This is a genomic window from Pseudarthrobacter sp. fls2-241-R2A-127, assembly GCF_030209355.1.
Lineage (GTDB): Bacteria > Actinomycetota > Actinomycetes > Actinomycetales > Micrococcaceae > Arthrobacter.
On record NZ_JARVSF010000004.1, the window covers coordinates 82,140 to 101,626 of the forward strand.

Sequence of the window (19,487 nt, forward strand, 5' to 3'; positions counted from 1 at the left end):
ACGTCCGGCCGGGCAGCCTTACGGGTTACTTCCGTGCAAATGCCTGCTTCAGCAGCAGATCCTGTTCCGCGGCGTGCCGCTTCATCGAACCTGCAGCCGTGGAGGCGGACGCCGGCCGGGATACCAGGCGGACCCGGCGGTCCAGGGCTTCCGGCAGGTTCAGCCCGATGAACGGCCACGGGCCCTGGTTGGCAGGCTCGTCCTGGGCCCACACGACATCGGCGTTCGGGTACTTGGCAAGCTCCGCCGCGATTTCGGCGTGCGGCAGCGGGTAGAGCTGCTCAACGCGCACGATCGCGGTGGTCTTGTCACCGGTCTTCTGGCGGGTGGACAGGAGATCGTAGTACAGGCGGCCGGAGACCAGGATCACGCGTTCGACGGCGGTGGCCGGCAGCTGCTCGTGCTCGCCGATGACCGGGCGGAAGGCTCCGGTGGTGAAGTCCTCCACGGACGAAGCGGCAGCCTTGAGGCGCAGCAGCTGCTTGGGCGTGAAGATGATCAGCGGCTTGCGCGGGCGGCTGTACGCCTGGCGGCGCAGCAGGTGGAAGTGCGAGGCTGCCGTGGTGGGGTTTGCCACGATCATGTTGTCTTCCGCGCACAGCTGCAGGAAGCGCTCGATCCTCGCCGACGAGTGGTCCGGGCCCTGGCCTTCGTAGCCGTGCGGGAGCATCAGTACCAGCGAGGAGCGCTGGCCCCACTTCTGTTCCGCGGAGGAGATGAACTCGTCGATGATGGTCTGCGCACCGTTGACGAAGTCACCGAACTGGGCTTCCCACAGGACCAGCGCGTCCGGCCGCTCCACGGAGTAGCCGTATTCGAAACCCATGGCCGCGTATTCGGACAGCAGCGAGTCGTAGATCCACAGCTTGGCCTGGTCATCAGAGAGGTTGCCCAGGGGCAGCCATTCCTTGCCGTTGGCGCGGTCGTGGAAGACGGCGTGGCGCTGGACGAAGGTGCCGCGGCGCGAATCCTGGCCGGCGAGGCGGACAGGAACGCCTTCCATGATCAGGGAACCGAAAGCTGCGATCTCGCCGAAGCCCCAGTCGATGCCGCCTTCGCGGGACATCTGCTCGCGCTTCTCGAGCAGCTGCTTGAGCTTGGCGTGGACAGTGAAGCCCTCGGGGACCTCGACGTGGGCCTTGCCAATCCGGGCAAGGGTCTCAGCGCTGATGGCGGTGGCGACCGGTGCGCTGACGTTGGAGTCAGACTGCTGTGCCATGGGCCGTTCGATATCGGACACGGCGGCGGAGTCGGCGGTCACGATCGGGATCGGCGAGGTCTGCGCGGCATGGGTCTCGGCGAAGACGCGCTCCAGCCGTTCCTGGTAGTCGCGGAGCAACTGCTCGGCTTCTTCCTCGGTGATGTCCCCGCGGCCGATCAGCGACTCGGTGTACAGCTTGCGGACGGAGCGCTTGGCTTCGATCAGGTTGTACATCAGCGGCTGGGTCATCGAGGGGTCATCGCCCTCGTTGTGGCCGCGGCGGCGGTAGCACACCATATCGATGACAACGTCCTTGTGGAAGCGCTGCCGGAATTCGTAGGCGAGCTGGCCGATGCGGACCACTGCCTCGGGGTCGTCGCCGTTCACGTGGAAGACCGGTGCCTGGATCATCTTGGCGACGTCGGTGGAGTACGTGGACGAACGCGAGGACGACGGGGCCGTGGTGAAGCCCACCTGGTTGTTGACCACCACGTGGATGGTGCCACCGGTGCGGTAGCCGCGCAGCTGGGAGAGGTTGAGCGTCTCGGCCACGACACCCTGGCCGGCGAAGGCGGCGTCGCCGTGGACCATGATGGGCAGCACGGGGAAGGACTCGCCCTGGTCCAGGCGGTCCTGCTTGGCACGGACAATGCCCTCGAGGACGGAATCGACGGCTTCAAGGTGCGAGGGGTTGGCGGCCAGGTAGACCTTGGTCTCCTTGCCGTTATCCGACGTGAAGGTGCCCTCGGTGCCCAGGTGGTACTTGACGTCACCCGAACCCTGGACGGAGCGCGGATCCTGGGTTCCTTCGAACTCGCGGAACACCTGGGCGTAGGTCTTGCCGGCGATGTTCGTCAGCACGTTAAGGCGGCCGCGGTGCGCCATTCCGATGGCAACTTCGTCCAGGCCGTCGTCGGCAGCATCGGACATGATGGCGTCCAGCAGGGGGATCAGCGATTCGCCGCCCTCAAGCGAGAAGCGCTTCTGGCCCACGAACTTGGTCTGGAGGAACGTCTCGAAGGCCTCGGCGGCGTTGAGCTTGGAAACGATCCGGATCTGTTCTTCGCGGCTGGGCTTGGAATAGGGGTGCTCAAGCTGGTCCTGGAACCATTTGCGTTCGGCCGGCTCCTGGATGTGCATGTACTCGATGCCGGTGGTGCGGCAGTAGGCATCGCGCAGGACGCCCAGGATGTCGCGGAACTTGAGCATCGGCTTGCCGCCAAAGCCGCCGGTGGGCCACTCGCGGTCCAGGTCCCACAGGGTCAGGCCGTAGGTGAGGACGTCCAGGTCGGGGTGCTTGCGCTGGACGTATTCCAGCGGATCGGTGTCCGCCATCAGGTGTCCGCGGACGCGGTAGGAGTGGATCAGCTGCTGGATCCGGGCCACCTTGTTGATCTCGTCGGCGGGGTCCACCTGGAGGTCGGGGCTCCAGCGGACGGGCTCGTACGGGATGCGGAGCGCTTCGAAGATCTCGTCGTAGAAGTTCTGGGCGCCGAGCAGGAGCTGGTGGACCAGCTTGAGGAACTCGCCGCTGCCTGCGCCCTGGATCACGCGGTGATCGTAGGTGGAGGTCAAGGTGAGGACCTTGCTGATGGCGTTCTGCGCAATGATCTTTTCGCTGGCGCCCTGGAACTCGGCCGGGTAGTCGAGGGCGCCAACGCCGATGATGGCGGCCTGGCCCTTCGAAAGGCGGGGTACCGAGTGGACGGTACCGATGCCGCCCGGGTTGGTGAGGGACACTGTGGTGCCCTGGTGGTCCTCAGCCGTCAGCTTGCCGTTGCGGGCGCGCTTGATGAGGTCCTCGTAGGTGTGCCAGAACTCGGCGAAGTTGAGGGTTTCGGCCTTCTTGATGTTCGGGACCATCAGCAGGCGGGTGCCGTCCGGCTTGGGCATGTCGATGGCGATACCGAAGTTGACGTGCGCGGGCTGGACGGCGACGGGCTTGCCGTCCACTTCGTCGTAGTACACGTTCATGGACGGGAACTGGGAGAGGGCGCGGATGACGGCGTAGCCGATCAGGTGCGTGAAGGAAACCTTGCCGCCACGGGCACGGGCGAGGTTGGAGTTGATGACAACGCGGTTGTCGATCAGCAGCTTGGCGGGGATGGCGCGCACGCTGGTCGCGGTGGGAACCTCGAGGCTGGTCACCATGTTGGTGGCGATGGCCTTGGCAGGGCCGCGAAGGATCGAGACGACGTCTTCTTCGGGAGCCGTGGGGGCCTTGACGTTCTTGGGCAGCTGAGCCGGGATGGGCTGGGCGCCGGTGCCTGCACCGGTCTTCGTGCCGCCGTCGCGGGCCTCGGTGGCAGGGGCCTTCTTGACCGGGGCCGGAGCAGCCGCGGGTGCGGCAGCGGCGGGTACTGCAGGGGGAGCGGCGGGGGCTGCTGCCGGCGACGGTGCCGGCGCGGCGGGAGCCGCCTTCACGACCGGGAGTTCCCGGGTGGCGGGGTGGGCTGCATGTGCGGAATTTCCATTGGAAGAAGAACCGTTGCCCGAGTCGAAGGATTCAAACAGCGGCCACCACTTGGCGTCCACGGCGTTCTTGTCCTGCTGGTACTGCTCGTACAGTTCGTCAACGAGCCACTCGTTTCCGCCAAATTCCTCTGGTAGACGGTGGCTTGGCTGCTCTGGCACTTGAAATACGCCTCTTCCATGAGTTTGATTTCTCTCCGGCCCCCCGGTGCCTCAGCACTTCGATCGAACCAGTCTCTGCGTCCTCTGAACCCAGACCTTTGCAAGTCTAGTGAGCATCCTGTGTTAACTGCCAATAAGGGTGACCCAAATCATGAAGTGACGTTCGGTGGCCCTATCGAGGGGTCCGCGGATGGCTCGGCGGGGGCCGCCGGAACATCCGGAACGGAGCGCTTGCGGCCGGGATTAAGGGCGCTGGGGACCGCCCGGTGCCGCGTCGTTGCGCGGGGCCGCTCCTGTAGACTGAAATCCTTATGGACAGTAAATCTAGGTGCCGGCCTGGGCGCTGTCAGCGGAGCTTGAAGAGAAGCGCCGCGCAGTCCGCCCCCAGAGCCGGCAAACCCCGACAACGCGCCCATCACCAGAAGACGGCCCAGCTTGCCGCAACCCGCACGGACCAGGGGTCGGTTTCGGCCGATCATCCTCCGCCGGGACGACACATCTTTTCCACTCCAGGTTTTGGCGCTCTCCCTGCGCTCCGGGCGGGATGCTGAATGGAGTGGCTCCTTCTCGCAGCAGGTTTGCTGCTGATCGCCGGCACGGGCTTCTTCGTGGCCGTCGAATTCTCCCTGATAGCGCTGGACCAGCCCACGGTCCAACGCGCCATTGACGACGGCGATGCCGGCGCGGTACCGCTGCTCACCTGCCTGAAGTCCTTGTCCACCCAGCTCTCGAGCTGCCAGCTGGGCATCACGTTGACCACCCTCCTGACCGGTTACGTCATGGAACCCTCCGTGGGCCATATCCTCACGGGCCCGCTGGCCGCCGTCGGACTGCCGCCCGTGCTGGTGGAATCGGCGTCGCTCGTCCTGGCCATGGTGCTGGCCACCTTGCTGTCCATGCTCCTGGGCGAGCTGGTGCCCAAGAATATGGCGATCGCCCTGGCCTTCCCTGTCGGCCGCGCACTGGCCGGCCCGCAATTGGTCTTCACCGCCATCTTCAAGCCCGCCATCCTGGTCCTCAACGGATTCTCCAACCGGGTCCTGCACGTGTTCGGGCTCGAAGCCAAAGAGGAAATCTCCGGCGCCCGGACCCCGGCAGAGCTTGCCTCACTGGTCCGCCGTTCCGCGGCAATGGGAACGCTCGACGCCGGAACCGCCAACTTCATTGCGCGCACCCTGGACTTTTCCACCCGGACGGCCGCGGATGTGATGACGCCCCGCATCCGGGTGGAGACGATCGATGCCGACCAGCCGGTATCCGACGTCGTGGATGCCGCGCGCCGGACCGGGTACTCCCGGTTCCCCGTGATCGGGGATTCGGCCGATGACATCCGCGGGCTGGTACACGTCAAGAAGGCCGTCGCCGTCCCGTGGGAACGCCGGCGGAACCTTGAAGCGGGCGCCATCATGACCGAGGTCCTGCGGGTGCCCGAGACCATCCACCTCGATGCCCTGCTGGCCGAGTTGAGGGAGGGAAACCTCCAGCTGGCAGTGGTGCTGGACGAATATGGCGGGACCGCCGGCATCGCCACGCTGGAGGACCTCGTGGAGGAGATTGTCGGCGAAGTGGCCGATGAGCATGACAAGGTCCGCCCGGGGTTGCTTCAAAGCGCCTCCGGCGACTGGTACTTCCCGGGCCTCCTCCGTCCCGACGAACTGTCCGAACAAATCCCGGGGCTCAGCGTCCCGGACGAGGCAGCGTACGAAACGGTCGGCGGTTACGTGATGAGCAAGCTTGGCAGGATCGCTGCAGTGGGGGACACGGTTCCCGTCGGCGGCGGAACACTCAGCGTGACCAGGATGGACGGGCGCAGGATTGATCGCATTTGCTTCCGGCCCGAGAAGGAAACCGGAACATCCGATGCCCGCGACAGGAGCAACCCATGAGTGACTGGGCCGGAATCCTGTGGCTGGGCGTGCTCCTGCTGGGCAATGCCTTCTTCGTGGCGGCTGAGTTCGCCATCATGTCTGCCCGCCGCAGCCAGATAGAACCATTGGCCGATGCCGGGTCCAAACGTGCCCAGACCACCCTGCGCGCCATGGAGAACGTCTCGTTGATGCTGGCGTGCGCGCAATTGGGCATCACCGTCTGCTCCCTGCTGATCCTGCTGGTGGCCGAACCCGCCATACACCACCTGCTGGCTGTTCCCCTCGAGACGGTTGGCCTGCCGGCCGAGGCGGCGGGTGTGGCGGCCTTCGCGGTGGCGCTTCTGCTGGTGACATTCCTGCACGTCACCTTCGGCGAGATGGTCCCGAAAAACATTTCCGTCTCCGTGGCGGACAAAGCCGCGCTGCTCCTGGCGCCGCCGCTGCTCTTCGTGGCCCGGCTGGTCCACCCGGTGATTTCAGTGTTGAACTGGTCCGCCAACCACATCCTCAAACTTTTGCGGATCGAGCCCAAGGACGAGGTGACGTCATCGTTCACCCTGGAGGAGGTCCAGTCGATCGTCCAGGAGTCCACCCGCCACGGGCTGGTGGACGACGACGCCGGGCTTATCAACGGCGCGCTCGAGTTTTCCGAGCACACCGCCGAGGACATCATGGTGCCGCTGGAGAACCTGGTCATGCTGGGGGCAGCCACCACCCCGGTGGAGTTTGAGAAGGCGGTCAGCCGGACGGGGTTCTCCCGGTTCCCCATGCTGGATGACGAGGACATGCTGTACGGCTACCTCCATGTCAAGGATGTGTTGTCCATCCCGGAGTCCGGCTATGAACTGCCGATCGCCGAGGGGCGTGTCCGGTCGCTGGCCAACCTGGCCCTGGACGATGAGATCGAAAAGGCCATGTCCGTCATGCAGCGCACGGGATCCCACCTTGCCCGGGTGATCGGCCCGGACGGGAGGACGCGCGGCGTGCTGTTCCTCGAGGACGTAATCGAACAGCTTGTGGGGGAAATCCGGGATGCCACGCAGGCCACCGGGATCCGCCGGCTGGGCCAGTCCAACGGACATCAGAATGCTAAATAGGAATCATTCGCATTTAGGTATAGGCTGGCATCGTTGTCTTCCCTTCCTGTGAACTGAGGTATCTCCCGTGCGCCGTAAAGCCGCTGCCAGCTCCGTCGTTGCCGCCCTCGCAGGGCTTGGCCTCCTGCTCAGTGCATGCAGCCCGCAGTCCGCACAGGCACCGGACCCGGCGGCGGGCATCAACGTCGTAGCGTCAACGAACGTCTACGGAGACATCGCCAGGACGATCGGCGGCGACAAGGTGAAGGTCACCGCCATCATCAACAACACGGCGCAGGACCCGCACTCCTACGAGGCAACCGCGCAGGACCGGCTCGCCGTTTCCAAGGCGCAGCTGGTCATCGAAAACGGCGGCGGCTATGACGACTTCCTCCACACCCTGGTGGAGGGAAGCAAGCTGGACAGCTCGGCCGTGCTCACCGCCGTCGAGATCTCCGGACTTGCCCACCCGGAAGACGCCACGGCCCAGGCAACGGCGTCCGCTCCGGCCGCCACCGACGCGCATGATCACGGCGACTTCAACGAACACGTCTGGTACAGCCTGCCTGCCATGGAGCGTATGGCCGACAGCATCGCCAATAAGCTCGGAACACTGGATCCCGCCTCTGCCGCTGCCTTCACCTCCAACGCAGCCTCGTTCAAGTCGGCGTTGTCCGACTTGCACGGCCGGCTGGACGCCGTGAAGGCTGCCGCGGCGGGCGGTAAGGTGGCCGTCACGGAGCCGGTTCCGCTTTACCTGTTGGAGGACGCGGGCTTGGAGAACGCCACGCCGGAGCAATACACTGCTGCGATTGAAGAGGGAAGCGATGTTCCGCCTGCCGTCCTGAAGGACGCCACTGACCTGGTGGCATCCAAGGGCGTGCGGCTGCTGGCGTACAACGCCCAGACCGAAGGGCCACAGACCGAGGCGCTGAAAAAGGCGGCGGAGGCTGCCGGCGTTCCGGTGGTGGATTTCAACGAAACCCTGCCCGAAGGCAAGACCTACCTGCAGTGGATGACGGACAACGTGAACAACATCAGCAAAGTCGTGGAGGCCAACCGGTGAATTCCGTTGTCAGCCTCAAGGGCGCCGGGCTTGCGTTCGGCCAGCGGACGCTTTGGTCGGACCTTGACCTGGAGATCAGGCCGGGCGAGTTCTTCGCAGTGCTGGGCCCGAACGGAAGCGGCAAGACCAGCTTCCTGAAAGTCCTCCTGGGACTGCAGAAGCTGCACGCCGGGCAAGCCACGCTGGGCGGCCGTCCCGTGGAACGCGGCAGCAGCCTGATCGGCTACATCCCACAGCAGAAATCGTTTCCGGTGGACACACCCATGCGCGCCCGCGACCTGGTGGGCCTGGGGGTGGACGGCCACCGCTGGGGTGTCCGGCTGTCTGCGGGCAGAACCAACCGGCGCGTGGACCAGCTCCTTGAACTCGTGGGAGCCACCGACTACGCCAGGGTGCCCGTGGGCCAGCTCTCCGGCGGCGAACAGCAGCGGCTCCGGGTGGCACAGGCACTGGCCACTGATCCCCAGGTGCTGCTCTGCGACGAGCCGCTGCTGTCCTTGGACCTGCACCATCAGCAGGCGGTCAGCGCGCTGATCAACAAACAAAGCCATGAGAAGAACAGTGCAGTCGTCTTCGTCACCCATGAGATAAACCCGATCATCGACTACGTGGACCGGGTGCTGTACCTCGCCGGTGGACGTTTCCGGGTGGGAACGCCGGAGGAGGTCATGACCACCGAGGTGCTCTCGGACCTGTACGGCAGCCATGTGGAGGTGATCCACGCCAACGGCCGGATCGTCGTCGTCGGCTTGCCGGATGCCACCACCCACCATCATCACGCCGGGGCGGACGCCCTCGCTGGGGAGGTGGCGTGATGGACGCCAACAGCATCCTGGGAGCCATCTTCAACTTCGACAACTACGGCGAGCTGCTTGTCCTGGTCCAGAATTCGATCTGGGCCGGCGCGGTCCTGGGCCTCCTGGGCGGGCTGGTGGGCACGTTCGTCATGAAGCGCGATCTTGCGTTCGCGGTCCATGGCATTTCCGAACTCTCCTTCGCCGGCGCGGCCTTTGCCCTCCTTATCGGCGCGGACGTGGTCTTCGGCTCGCTGATCGGATCCGTGGCGGCAGCACTGCTGCTGGGCCTGATGGGGGTAAGGGCCCGGGACAAGAACTCCATCATCGGGGTGATCATGCCGTTCGGCCTGGGCCTGGGCATCCTGTTCCTGTCCCTCTACCAGGGCCGTGCAGCGAACAAGTTCGGCCTGCTCACGGGACAAATCGTCTCCGTGGACACCGTCCAGCTCCAGGCATTGGCCGGCGCCGCACTGGTGGTGATGCTCGCCCTGATGGCCATCTGGCGTCCCCTGAATTTCGCCAGCATCGACCCGGAGCTGGCGGAGGCCCGGGGAGTTCCCGTCCGCACCCTGGCCATCGTGTTCATGATCCTGCTGGGAGTCAGTGTGGCCTTGTCCATCCAAGTGGTGGGGGCCCTCCTGGTGCTGGCACTGCTGATCACGCCCGCGGCTGCTGCACTGCGCGTGACCTCGTCGCCGGTTCTGGTGGTAATCCTGAGTGTCGTCTTCGCCGTCACCGCCACGGTGGGCGGGATCCTGCTGGCCCTGGGCGGACGGATCCCGATCAGCCCCTATGTCACCACGTTGTCTTTCCTGATTTACGTGGTGTGCCGCGTCATCGGTTCCGTGCGCACCTCCCGAGGACTCAACGGCAGGGTCCTTACAGCCGCCCGGCAGCCTTAAGGGCGGTGCAGTCCGGGCACAGCCCGAAGATTTCCACCGTGTGGTCCACCTCGGTGAAGCCATGGTCTGCTGCAGTCCGCGCTGCCCAGGTTTCGACGGCGGGCGCTTCCACCTCCACAGCCTTGCCGCAGTTCCTGCAGAGCAGGTGATGGTGGTGCACGGTCACGTTGCAGCGCCGGTACACGGCTTCGCCGTCGCCGTTGCGCAGCACATCCACCAGGCCCTCATCGGCGAGGGACTGGAGGATCCGGTAGGCCGTGGCGAGGGAGACGGACACGCCCTGGTTGTGCAGGATCCGGTAGAGCTCCTGCGTGCTGACGAAGTCATCAAGGTCGTCCAGGGCTGCGCTGACCGCCTTGCGCTGCTTGGTGACGCGCTGTTCCTTGCCGCCTCCTGCCGGGGATGGGGCGGCGGAATCAGCCTTGACGCCGATCGGCATGGACTATCTCGCTTCCGTGGGGGGCAAACACCAAGATTACCAGCCGGCGCCTCGTGGACACGGTTCCGGGACGCGCCCTAGGCTGGCGCCATGAAGCTGACCAAATACACCCATGCCTGTGTCCGGCTCGAGAAGGAATCCGGGGTCCTGGTCCTGGACCCGGGCACCTTCTCCGAATCAGCCGAGGCCCTTGCCGGGGCCCAGGCCATCCTGGTGACCCATGAGCACCAGGACCACCTGGACACCAAGGCCGTGGTGGATGCCCTCACCAGCAACCAGGACCTGGCACTCTATGCGCCCGGGTCCGTGACCGCACAGCTGCTCGGCGAAGCCGCCGGCGCCGCCGCGAGGATCCATACCGTTGAACCGGGCTCCTCGTTCCAGGTTGCAGGCTTCGAGATCCGCAGCTTCGGCGGACAGCACGCCCTGATCCATCCGCAGATCCCCATGGTGGCAAATATCGCGTACCTGGTGGACCAGAATGTCTACCACCCGGGCGACTCGTTCATCATCCCGGACGGACTCAGCGTGAAAACCCTGCTGGTGCCGTTACATGCACCGTGGAGCAAGTCTGCCGAGGTAGTGGACTTCGTTATTGGAGTGCGGGCACCGCGGGCGTTCCAGATCCACGACGGTTTGCTTAACGAGATCGGGCTGGGCCTCATTGAAGGGCACGTGCAGCGAATCGGCGCGAAATACGGTACCGAATACAGGCATCTGGCGGCCCGCGAGTCCGTAGAGGTCTAGTCCGCCGTCCACTCGCCGGTATCGAGGAACCTCGAGATCACGGCCTCGTATGGTGCCGGGTCCAGCCCCTGCGAGGCCAGCCACTCCGGGTTGTAATAGTTGCCCGCATAGCGTTCGCCGCCGTCGCACATCAACGACACAATGCTGCCCCGCCGGCCCTCGGACAGCATGTTTGCCACTGTTTGCCAGACGCCCCACAGATTGGTGCCGGTGGACGGGCCGGCGTGCAGGCCGGCGTAGGAGTCCAGGTGCCGCATGGCGGCGACGGACGCCGCGTCCGGTACCTGGACCATCCGGTCGATCACCGTGGGGACGAAGCTTGGCTCCATCCGCGCCCGGCCGATGCCTTCGATCCTGGATGGCAGGCCGGTGGGCTGCCCGGCCGTTTCCGCCATCCAGCCGGGGTAGAAGGCCGAATTTTCAGGGTCGACCACCAGCAGGCGTGTGGGGTGGCTGTGGTACCGCAGGTAGCGGCCGATCGTGGCACTGGTTCCGCCGGTGCCCGCCCCCACCACGATCCAGTCCGGCACCGGGTGCCCTTCCAGGCTGAGCTGGCCAAAGATCGATTCGGCGATGTTGTTGTTGCCCCGCCAGTCGGTGGCCCGCTCCGCATAGGTGAACTGGTCCATGTAGTGCCCGTTGCAGGTGGCAGCCACGTCTTCGGCCACGGCATAGACATCCGAGGCGTTCTCCACGAGGAGGCAGGTGCCGCCGAATTGTTCGATCAACGCGATCTTTTCCTGGCTGGTGGTCCGTGCCATGACCGCGATGAAGGGAAGCCCCAGCAGCCGGGCGAAGTAGGCCTCGGATACTGCCGTGCTGCCGCTGGAGGCCTCCACGATGGTGGTGTCCTCCCGGATCCAGCCGTTGACCAGGCCGAACAGGAACAGGGACCGCGCCAGCCGGTGCTTGAGGCTGCCGGAACGGTGGGTCGATTCGTCCTTGAGGTAGAGCTCGATGCCCCAGTGCTCCGGCAGCGGCACCGCATAGAGGTGGGTGTCAGCCGACCTGTTGTTTTCCGCCCTGATGGTCCGGATGGCGTTGTCCGCCCAGTCCCGGTCCGCCCCGCTGTGGCGGCCGCCGTCCGCGTTTCCGCTGCCCTCGATCTTCACCGGACCAGCCTACCCGGGCCCGCAGCCGCGTCGCCCGTAGAGTGGAATCCGTTGGCAAGACCCACAAACCCATCCTGAGCCCGCGGCCCGGATCCGCTGAAGGAGTTCACATGAAACCGCTGATGGACGTGTCCGGCCTCGAGTCACGGCGTGCCGCCGGCCACCGCACGGTCCTGCTGGACGTCCGCTGGGTGCTCGGGGATCCGCGCGGCCACGAGCATTACCTGCGGGAGCACCTGCCGGGAGCGGTTTTCGTTAACCTGGCCGCCGAGCTTGCGGATCCGGCCATCCCGGACCGCGGGAGGCACCCGTTGCCTGACGCCGCGCGGTTCCAGGAAGCGGCACGGCGGTGGGGGATCCGGAACGGCGACGTCGTGGTCGCCTACGATGACAGCGCCAACATGGCGGCCGCCAGGCTTTGGTGGATGCTGCGCAACGCAGGGTTTGCCGAGGCGTACCTGCTCGACGGCGGCCTGTCCGCCTGGCGAAAGGCCGGCCTGCCCGTTGAATCAGGTCCCGTCCAACCCGTACCCGGCGACGTTGACCTGGGCGGCGGCGGGATGCCGGTGATCGACGCCGGTGCTGCCGCCACCTGGTCCGGACGCGGGTTGTTGCTTGATGCCCGGGCGGGGGAGAGATACCGGGGCGAGGTGGAACCTGTCGATCCGCGTGCCGGGCACATTCCGGGAGCGGTCAGCGCGCCCACGGCGGACAACGTGGACGCGTCCGGGCGCTTCCTGCCGCCGGCCGAGCTGCGCCGGCGGTTCGAATCCCTTGGAGCCGGCGGTGGCCTGCCCGTGGCCGTGTACTGCGGGTCCGGCGTCACCGCCGCCCACCAGGTGGCTGCGCTGGAACTAGCAGGCTTCACCGCCGCGCTGTACCCGGGTTCCTTCTCCGAATGGTCCAACCGCCCCGACTTGCCGGTGGCAACCGGCCCGGAACCCGGAGGCACCGGCACCCGGGCTGGAAACTTCGCCGACGGCGAGGGTAGCGTCGAACCATGACACCTGGACGCCCTGTGCCGCCGCCCCTTGCCCACGCCATTGACCCCGCCGCCGACGAAACGCCGGGAAAGGACGGCGGCCGTCTGGCCGCGGCCTACGGTGCAACCTCTGGCGACAGCGGGCTGGTGCCGCTGACCGTGGCCCGGCGCGCTCCCAAGCCGGACGACGTCGAAATCGCGATTGAATTCTGCGGCCTCTGCCACTCGGATGTGCACGCCACCCGCGGAGAATGGGGCACGCAGGCCTACCCCCTGGTCCCCGGGCACGAGATCGTGGGAACGGTCAGCCGGATTGGTGCCGACGTCACCGACTTCGCCATCGGCGACCGCGTGGGAGTTGGCTGCATGGTGGACTCCTGCCGCGAATGCGAGAGCTGCCTGGACGGCCTGGAACAGTACTGCGAGAACGGGATGACCGGAACCTACGGCGCCAAGGACCGGCGGAATGGCGACGCCATCACCCAGGGCGGATACTCCTCCTCCATCGTGGTGGACCGGCGGTACGTCCTTCGGGTCCCTGCAACCCTGGACCCCGCCGCCGTCGCGCCACTGCTCTGCGCAGGCGTCACCACTTTCTCCCCGCTGCGGCACTTCGGTGTGGAGGAAGGCGACGTCGTGGGCGTGGTGGGCCTCGGCGGACTGGGCCACATGGCCGTTAAGCTCGCCAAGGCTATGGGCGCCACCGTGGTGGTGTTCACCACGTCCGAGGCGAAGACTGCTGCCGCCCTGGAACTGGGTGCGGACCGGGTTGTCTTCTCCCGGGACGACGCCGCAATGGCCGGTGCCGACCGGAGCATCGACCTCATTATCGATACCGTTGCCGCCCCGCACGACCTCAACCCGTACTTCCGGACCCTGCGCGTCGACGGGGCACTCTTCCAGCTCGGTTTGCCGTCCGAAGCCATGCCCCCGGTCAACCCGGGCGCACTGATCCGGCGCCGGATCAGCTACGCAGGGTCCCTGATCGGCGGCATCGCCGAAACCCAGGAGATGCTGGACTTCTGCGCCGAGCACGGTGTGGTGGCCGACATCGAGCTGGTGGCCGCCGGAGAACTGAATGACGCCTACGACCGAATGGTTGCGGGAGACGTAAAATACCGGTTCGTGCTGGACACCGGCACGTTGCAGGCAGCCGCCGAGGAGGCAGACGCATGAGCACCCTATTCAGCAGGATCCTGAACGGCGAGATCCCCGGCAGGTTCGTCTGGCGCGAGGACGACGTGTCCGCGTTCCTCACCACCGGACCGCTCGCCGATGGCCACACGCTGGTGGTTCCGACCGAGGAAGTGGACCGCTGGACGGACGCCTCGCCGGAAACCCTGGCCCGGGTCATGGAAGTGGCCCGGCGCATTGGGGCCGTACAGGTGGAAACGTTCAATGCCCGGCGGGCCGGCCTGATCGTGGCCGGCTACGAGGTCAACCACCTGCACGTTCACGTATGGCCGTCCAACAGCATGGCCGACTTCGACTTCGGGTCGGCCGACCAGAACCCGGACCCGGCAGTCCTGGACGCCAACGCAGAAAAACTCCGTGAAGGCCTCCGCGCGGCGGGTCACGGGAAGTTCGTGCCCGGGCAGTAGCTGCCGAAAACGCCCGCCGCTGCAGCGGCGGGCGCCAGGCTCAGCCCCGGCGCGGCGTCATCGCCACCATGCCGGCGTAAGTGAAACCGCCGCCGAACCCGAACAACAAGGCCGGGACATCCTCCGGGATGCGCCCGGCATGCCACCACTTGCTCAATCCGAGCGGCACACTGGCCGCGGAGGTGTTCCCCGACTCCGTGACGTCGGTGATCACGATCCGGTCCGTCAGGCCCAACGCCTCCGCGAGGGGTTCGATGATGCGCAGGTTGGCCTGGTGCGCGGCGAGGACCTGGATGTCGTCCATTTCCAGGCCGGCGCGGGCCACCACCTCGCGGGCGCGCTCAGGGGCCTTGGTCAACGCCCACCGGAGGACTTCCCGGCCGTTCTGCGAAAACCTGCCCAACGGCGGGGAGATCCGGACGGCATCGGCCATGCCGGCCTCCGAACCCCAGACCACCGGGCCAATGCGCGGGGTGCCGGACGGACGGACGACGGCGGCACCGGCACCGTCGGCGGTCAGGACCGCCGTCGCGCGGTCCGTCCAGTCCGTGACGGCCGAAAGGGTTTCCGCGCCGACCACGATGGCGTGGGTGGCGCTTCCGGTGCGGATGGCCTGGTCGGCCACGCCGAGCGCGTACTCGAAGCCCGAGCAGGCCGTGTTGATGTCCATGATGGCCGGGCCGCGGCCGTCACGTCCAAGTCCAAGGGCGTCGGCGACGCGGCCGGCGGTGTTGGGGGACCGCTCCGCCGCGGTGGTAGTGGCCACCACCACCAGGTCGATGTCCGTTGCGGCAACCCCGGAATCAGCGAGGGCCATTCGTGCAGCCGGAACCGCAAGGTCCACCACGGTTTCACCTTCGGCCGCAATATGCCTCGTCACGATGCCCGTGCGCTGGCGGATCCACTCGTCGCTCGTTTCCATCATGCCTTCAAGTTCATGGTTGTCCATGACATGCGCCGGTTGGGCGTGGCCCAGGCCGGCGAGTTCCGTCCCGGCAGCACCCCGGGCAAGCGTGATCTTCATTCGGTTCCTCTCCTCTGAACGGGGGCTGTCAGGCCGGGGCCAGGGCTTTGTTGAGCACGGTGCGGATGCGTTTCTCGGACACCGAATACGCCGTTCCCAGCTCAACGGCGAAGAGGCTGACCCGAAGCTCTTCGAGCATCCAGCGCACCTGGGTTAACTCCCGGCCGGCACGGCGGCCGGGCATCAGGGCCGAAACGGCGTCGTCGTAGTCGTCTTCGAGCCGCTGGACCGCGGACATGTTGACGGCGTCCCGCTGGACGTTCCCCGGCAGCCGTTCGAGCCGCTTTTCGATCGCCGCGAGGTACCGCGGCAGCTGGCTGAGCTGGGCGTAGCCCGTGCGTGCTACAAACCCCGGATAGACCAGCTGTTCCAGCTGGCTCCTGACGTCGTTCAACGCACTGATCAGGGCCAGGCTGGTGGTACCTTTGAGCTGCTTTTCAATCCGCCGGGTGCTGGCCAGGATGCGTTCGACAACCGCGGTGACGGTGAACACGGTGTCGATCAGTTCGGCGCGGACCACCTCGTAAAGCGCATCGAATGCCGCGCGGTCCCACGGCAGCTCCGCCGGCGTGAGCTTGTCAATGGCTGCCAGCGCGCAGTCAGCGATCAGGGCCGAGACCGAGCCGTGCGGGTTCTGGCTGAAGGTGAGCTTCTCCGTGTTGCTCAGGTGCTCCAGGACGTAGCGGTCCGGTGCCGGCACGCGCAGTGCCAGCAACCTGATGACGCCGCCGCGCATCGCCTCAAGCTGCTCCTCCTGGGTTTGGAAGACGCGAAGGGAAACTGATTGCCCGTGGTCCACCAGCGCCGGGTAGCCGGTGACGGTGTGTCCCTTGACCATGCTGCTGACCTGGCGCTCGATCGCGCCGAAGCTCCACTCCGTCAGGCCGTCCTGCTCCACGAACCCGGATGCCGCCTGCCGGCCCGGCACTGCGGAGGACTGCTGCCGGGCCGCCCGGCCGTCGTCGGACGCGTTGCCGCCCCGGCGCTGCGCCTGGCCTTTGCCGCCGGGCGCGGTGGACGCCGGCGTGGCGCCGAGGGATTCGGCGATGGCGCGCCGCGTTGCGGGTGCCAGCTGCTCCTGCAGGTCGGCAAGATCCTTGCCCTCGCCCAGGACCTTTCCCTTGCTGTCCACCACCTTGAAACTGACGCGCAAGTGCGCGGGCACGGAATCCCAGTTCCAGGAGCCGGGCGGGATGATCGCGCCGCGGAGGCGCCGCAGCGCCAGCTCCAGTGACGGCTCCAGCTCATCCGTTGCGGGGTCGAAGTCGGTTTCGAGCAGCGCCACGGCCTGGCGGGCAACGTCCGGGGCCGGAACGAAATTCTTCCGGACCTGCTTGGGCAGCGACTTGATCAGGGCTGTCACCAGTTCCACCCGCTGGCCCGGGATCAGCCAGCGGAACGGGGCGTCGTCCAGCTGGTTTAGGAACAGGACAGGCACTTCGGCCGTGACTCCGTCGGAAGGGTCGGGCAACGCGCCCGGAGCCACCGGATGGAACTCGTACGTCAACGGCAGTTCAAAACCCTTGTGCAGCCAGGTCTTCGGATAGGCGGATTCATCAAGGTCGTCGGCGTCATCGCTGAGCAGCAGCGACTTGTCGTAGTCCAGGAGGTCCGGGTTATCGCGCCGGGCCTCCTTCCACCACTTGTCGAAATGCCGCTCGGACACCACCTCGGAGCCGATCCGGGCGTCATAGAAATCGAACAGTGTCTCGTCGTCCACCATCAGGTCGCGGCGCCGCATGCGCGCCTCGAGTTCTTCGACCTCGTGCAGCAGGGCACGGTTGCGGTGGAAGAACTTGTGATGTGTGCGCCAGTCGCCCTCAACCAGCGCATGCCGGATGAACAGCTCCCTCGCCACCACCGGGTCCACCCGGCCGTAGTTGATCCGGCGCTGGGCAATGATGGGCACACCGTAGAGGGTGACCTTTTCATACGCCATAACTGCGCCCTGCCGCGTGGACCAGTGCGGTTCGCTGTAGCTGCGCTTCACCAAGTCCGGGGCCACCTGCTCAGCCCAGACCGGATCGAACTTCGCGGCCACCCGCGCCCACAGCCTGCTGGTCTCCACCAGTTCCGCTGCCATCACGAACGTGGGGGACTTCTTGAAGAGCGCGGAGCCAGGGAAAATGGCAAAGCGGCTGCCGCGGGCGCCGGCGTACTCGCGTTTGCGTTCGTCCAGGATTCCTATGTGGCTCAGGAGCCCGGAGAGCAGGCTGATATGGATTCCCTCGTGGTTGCCCACCGGATCCGTGATGCGCTTGTTGTCCAGGGGGATACCCAGCGGCCTGGCCAGCTGGCGAAGCTGGGCGAAGAGATCCTGCCACTCCCTGACGCGGAGGTAGTTGATGAATTCGGCACGGCAAAGGCGGCGGAACGCCGACGACGACAGTTCCTGCTGCTTCTCCTGCAGGTAGTTCCAGAGGTTCAGGAAGCCGGTGAAATCGGAGTTCTCATCGCGGAAACGGTTGTGCTTTTCCGCTGCCAGCTGCTGCTTGTCCGTGGGCCGTTCGCGGGGGTCCTGGATGGTGAGGGCGGCGGCCAGGACCATGACCTCGCGGACACAGCCGCGTTTACCTGCCTCCACGATCATCCGGCCCAGGCGCGGGTCCACCGGCAGTTGGGCGAGTTGTTGCCCGACGGCGGTCAGGCCGCTGCCCTTCGTCCCGCCCTTGGCGCCGGCTTCCGGGGTGCCGGCGGCGTGCGGCGCCCGGGGCGGGGCCAAGGCGCCCAGTTCCCGGAGCAGGGTGACGCCGTCGTTGATGGCCCGCGTTTCCGGCGGTTCGACGAATGGGAAGTCCTCGACGTCCTTGGGGCTTTTGGCTACGCCCATGGCAGTCATTTGTAGGATCACGGCGGCAAGGTTGGTCCGCAGGATCTCCGGATCCGTGAACTTTGGCCGGGACTCGAAGTCTTCCTCGGAGTAGAGGCGGATGGCGATGCCATCGGACACGCGTCCGCAACGTCCGGAGCGCTGGTTGGCTGACGCTTGCGAGACCCGCTCGATGGGAAGGCGCTGGACCTTGGTGCGGTGCGAGTACCGGGAGATACGGGCGGTGCCGGTATCGACGACGTACTTAATGCCCGGGACCGTCAGGGATGTTTCGGCTACGTTGGTGGCAAGGATGATCCGGCGCTTGCTGCCCGGGTGGAACACTTTGTGCTGTTCCTGCAGGCTCAGGCGGGCGAACAGGGGGAGGATCTCGGTGTTGGCCAGCTTGCGGTTGGCCTGGATGCGCGGCTGGAGCGCCTCTGCCGCGTCGCGGATCTCGCGCTCGCCGGAAAAGAACACCAGGATGTCCCCGGGCGCCTCCGCCGCCAGTTCGTCGACGGCGTCGCACACTGCGTCCAAGGGATCGCGGTCTTCCTCGAGTTCGTCGTCCGAGGCGTCGTCCTCATCCGACCGCGGCTGCGACAACGGGCGGTAACGCACTTCAACGGGGTACGTGCGGCCGGAAACTTCGATAATGGGAGCCGGCGCGTCCGGACTGCCGAAGTGGTTGGCAAACCGTTCGGGATCGATGGTGGCCGAGGTGATGATGACCTTCAGGTCCGGACGCTGCGGGAGGATCCGCTTCAGGTAGCCCAGGATGAAGTCGATGTTCAGGCTTCGCTCGTGGGCCTCATCAATGATGATGGTGCTGTACTTGCGCAGCAGCTTATCGCGCTGGATCTCGGCGAGCAGGATGCCGTCGGTCATCAGCTTGACCTTGGTCTCCTTGCTGACCTCGCCGGTGAACCGCACCTGGAAACCCACCTCCTGGCCGATCTCCACGCCCAATTCCTCGGCGATGCGCTCGGCCACGGTGCGGGCGGCCAGCCGGCGGGGCTGGGTGTGTCCGATCAGGCCCTTCTCGCCCAAGCCCAGTTCCAGGCACATCTTGGGGATCTGGGTGGTCTTTCCGGAGCCGGTCTCACCGGCGATGATGGTCACCTGGTTGGCGGCGATCGCTGCCATCAGGTCCTCGCGGCGCTCGGAAACCGGCAGCTCGGCGGGATAGGAAATATGAAGAGTCATGGCTGCAGACAGTCTACTGCGGG

At 66.2% G+C, this 19,487-nt stretch carries 14 protein-coding genes; 9 read left to right on the forward strand and 5 right to left on the reverse strand.

Annotated features, from left to right (window positions below):
* Nucleotides 1-25: 25 nt before the first annotated feature.
* A complete protein-coding gene (locus QRN53_RS02200; RefSeq protein WP_285242391.1) occupies nt 26-3,835 on the reverse strand; it encodes a multifunctional oxoglutarate decarboxylase/oxoglutarate dehydrogenase thiamine pyrophosphate-binding subunit/dihydrolipoyllysine-residue succinyltransferase subunit in 3,810 nt (1,269 codons plus the stop codon).
* A gap of 551 nt (nt 3,836-4,386) precedes the next feature.
* Here QRN53_RS02200 and QRN53_RS02205 point away from each other — a divergent pair.
* The 5 genes from QRN53_RS02205 to QRN53_RS02225 all read left to right on the forward strand — a co-directional run bounded on the left by QRN53_RS02205 (nt 4,387) and on the right by QRN53_RS02225 (nt 9,544).
* A complete protein-coding gene (locus QRN53_RS02205; RefSeq protein ID WP_285242392.1) occupies nt 4,387-5,721 on the forward strand; it encodes a hemolysin family protein in 1,335 nt (444 codons plus the stop codon).
* Nucleotides 5,718-6,800 carry a hemolysin family protein gene (locus QRN53_RS02210; RefSeq protein ID WP_285242393.1) on the forward strand — a complete coding sequence of 361 codons (1,083 nt, stop codon included), beginning with the start codon at nt 5,718-5,720 and terminating at the stop codon, nt 6,798-6,800. The genes QRN53_RS02205 and QRN53_RS02210 overlap by 4 nt, the downstream gene beginning before the upstream one ends.
* A gap of 67 nt (nt 6,801-6,867) precedes the next feature.
* The gene (locus QRN53_RS02215) at nt 6,868-7,845 is read left to right on the forward strand and encodes a metal ABC transporter solute-binding protein, Zn/Mn family (RefSeq protein ID WP_285242394.1); all 978 of its coding nucleotides are present in this window, start codon (nt 6,868-6,870) and stop codon (nt 7,843-7,845) included.
* On the forward strand, nt 7,842-8,660 hold the full coding sequence (locus QRN53_RS02220) for a metal ABC transporter ATP-binding protein (protein WP_285242395.1): 819 nt from the start codon (nt 7,842-7,844) through the stop codon (nt 8,658-8,660). Before QRN53_RS02215 ends, QRN53_RS02220 begins: the two co-directional genes overlap by 4 nt.
* Nucleotides 8,660-9,544: a metal ABC transporter permease gene (locus tag QRN53_RS02225; RefSeq protein ID WP_285242396.1), complete on the forward strand. Its 885-nt coding sequence runs from the start codon at nt 8,660-8,662 to the stop codon at nt 9,542-9,544. Before QRN53_RS02220 ends, QRN53_RS02225 begins: the two co-directional genes overlap by 1 nt.
* Here the strand turns inward: QRN53_RS02225 and QRN53_RS02230 are convergent.
* Entirely contained in the window at nt 9,522-9,983 is a 462-nt protein-coding gene (locus tag QRN53_RS02230) for a Fur family transcriptional regulator (protein WP_285242397.1), read from the reverse strand. The two genes, QRN53_RS02225 and QRN53_RS02230, sit on opposite strands and share 23 nt — an antisense overlap.
* Before the next feature lie 90 nt (nt 9,984-10,073).
* Between QRN53_RS02230 and QRN53_RS02235 the strand changes: the two genes are divergently transcribed.
* Nucleotides 10,074-10,730, forward strand: a complete 657-nt coding sequence (locus QRN53_RS02235) for an MBL fold metallo-hydrolase (RefSeq protein WP_285242398.1) — start codon at nt 10,074-10,076, stop codon at nt 10,728-10,730.
* Here QRN53_RS02235 and QRN53_RS02240 read toward each other — a convergent pair.
* Nucleotides 10,727-11,842 (reverse strand): PLP-dependent cysteine synthase family protein, encoded by a 1,116-nt coding sequence (locus QRN53_RS02240; protein ID WP_285242399.1) that lies wholly within the window; start codon nt 11,840-11,842, stop codon nt 10,727-10,729. The two genes, QRN53_RS02235 and QRN53_RS02240, sit on opposite strands and share 4 nt — an antisense overlap.
* A 110-nt stretch (nt 11,843-11,952) precedes the next feature.
* Here QRN53_RS02240 and QRN53_RS02245 point away from each other — a divergent pair, with 110 nt between their 5' ends.
* The 3 genes from QRN53_RS02245 to QRN53_RS02255 are packed head-to-tail and all read left to right on the forward strand — an operon-like array spanning nt 11,953 to nt 14,425.
* Nucleotides 11,953-12,846 carry a sulfurtransferase gene (locus tag QRN53_RS02245; protein ID WP_285242400.1) on the forward strand — a complete coding sequence of 298 codons (894 nt, stop codon included), beginning with the start codon at nt 11,953-11,955 and terminating at the stop codon, nt 12,844-12,846.
* Entirely contained in the window at nt 12,843-14,000 is a 1,158-nt protein-coding gene (locus QRN53_RS02250) for an NAD(P)-dependent alcohol dehydrogenase (RefSeq protein ID WP_285242401.1), read from the forward strand. The genes QRN53_RS02245 and QRN53_RS02250 overlap by 4 nt, the downstream gene beginning before the upstream one ends.
* Nucleotides 13,997-14,425: an HIT family protein gene (locus QRN53_RS02255; protein ID WP_285242402.1), complete on the forward strand. Its 429-nt coding sequence runs from the start codon at nt 13,997-13,999 to the stop codon at nt 14,423-14,425. The genes QRN53_RS02250 and QRN53_RS02255 overlap by 4 nt, the downstream gene beginning before the upstream one ends.
* Before the next feature lie 40 nt (nt 14,426-14,465).
* Here QRN53_RS02255 and QRN53_RS02260 read toward each other — a convergent pair whose 3' ends face one another.
* Together QRN53_RS02260 and hrpA are read right to left on the reverse strand one after the other, a co-directional pair.
* Nucleotides 14,466-15,449 carry a beta-ketoacyl-ACP synthase III gene (locus QRN53_RS02260; protein WP_285242403.1) on the reverse strand — a complete coding sequence of 328 codons (984 nt, stop codon included), beginning with the start codon at nt 15,447-15,449 and terminating at the stop codon, nt 14,466-14,468.
* A gap of 28 nt (nt 15,450-15,477) precedes the next feature.
* Nucleotides 15,478-19,464 (reverse strand): ATP-dependent RNA helicase HrpA, encoded by a 3,987-nt coding sequence (gene hrpA / locus QRN53_RS02265; protein ID WP_285242404.1) that lies wholly within the window; start codon nt 19,462-19,464, stop codon nt 15,478-15,480.
* Nucleotides 19,465-19,487 lie beyond the last annotated feature (23 nt).

Coding starts and splice junctions, on each gene's coding strand:
- QRN53_RS02260 (WP_285242403.1), bottom strand. CDS start 15,449: ATGAAGATCACGCTTGCCCGGGGTGCTGCCGGGACGGAACTCGCCGGC.
- QRN53_RS02250 (WP_285242401.1), top strand. CDS start 12,843: ATGACACCTGGACGCCCTGTGCCGCCGCCCCTTGCCCACGCCATTGAC.
- QRN53_RS02245 (WP_285242400.1), top strand. CDS start 11,953: ATGAAACCGCTGATGGACGTGTCCGGCCTCGAGTCACGGCGTGCCGCC.
- QRN53_RS02235 (WP_285242398.1), top strand. CDS start 10,074: ATGAAGCTGACCAAATACACCCATGCCTGTGTCCGGCTCGAGAAGGAA.
- QRN53_RS02210 (WP_285242393.1), top strand. CDS start 5,718: ATGAGTGACTGGGCCGGAATCCTGTGGCTGGGCGTGCTCCTGCTGGGC.
- QRN53_RS02205 (WP_285242392.1), top strand. CDS start 4,387: ATGGAGTGGCTCCTTCTCGCAGCAGGTTTGCTGCTGATCGCCGGCACG.
- QRN53_RS02230 (WP_285242397.1), bottom strand. CDS start 9,983: ATGCCGATCGGCGTCAAGGCTGATTCCGCCGCCCCATCCCCGGCAGGA.
- QRN53_RS02255 (WP_285242402.1), top strand. CDS start 13,997: ATGAGCACCCTATTCAGCAGGATCCTGAACGGCGAGATCCCCGGCAGG.
- hrpA (WP_285242404.1), bottom strand. CDS start 19,464: ATGACTCTTCATATTTCCTATCCCGCCGAGCTGCCGGTTTCCGAGCGC.
- QRN53_RS02225 (WP_285242396.1), top strand. CDS start 8,660: ATGGACGCCAACAGCATCCTGGGAGCCATCTTCAACTTCGACAACTAC.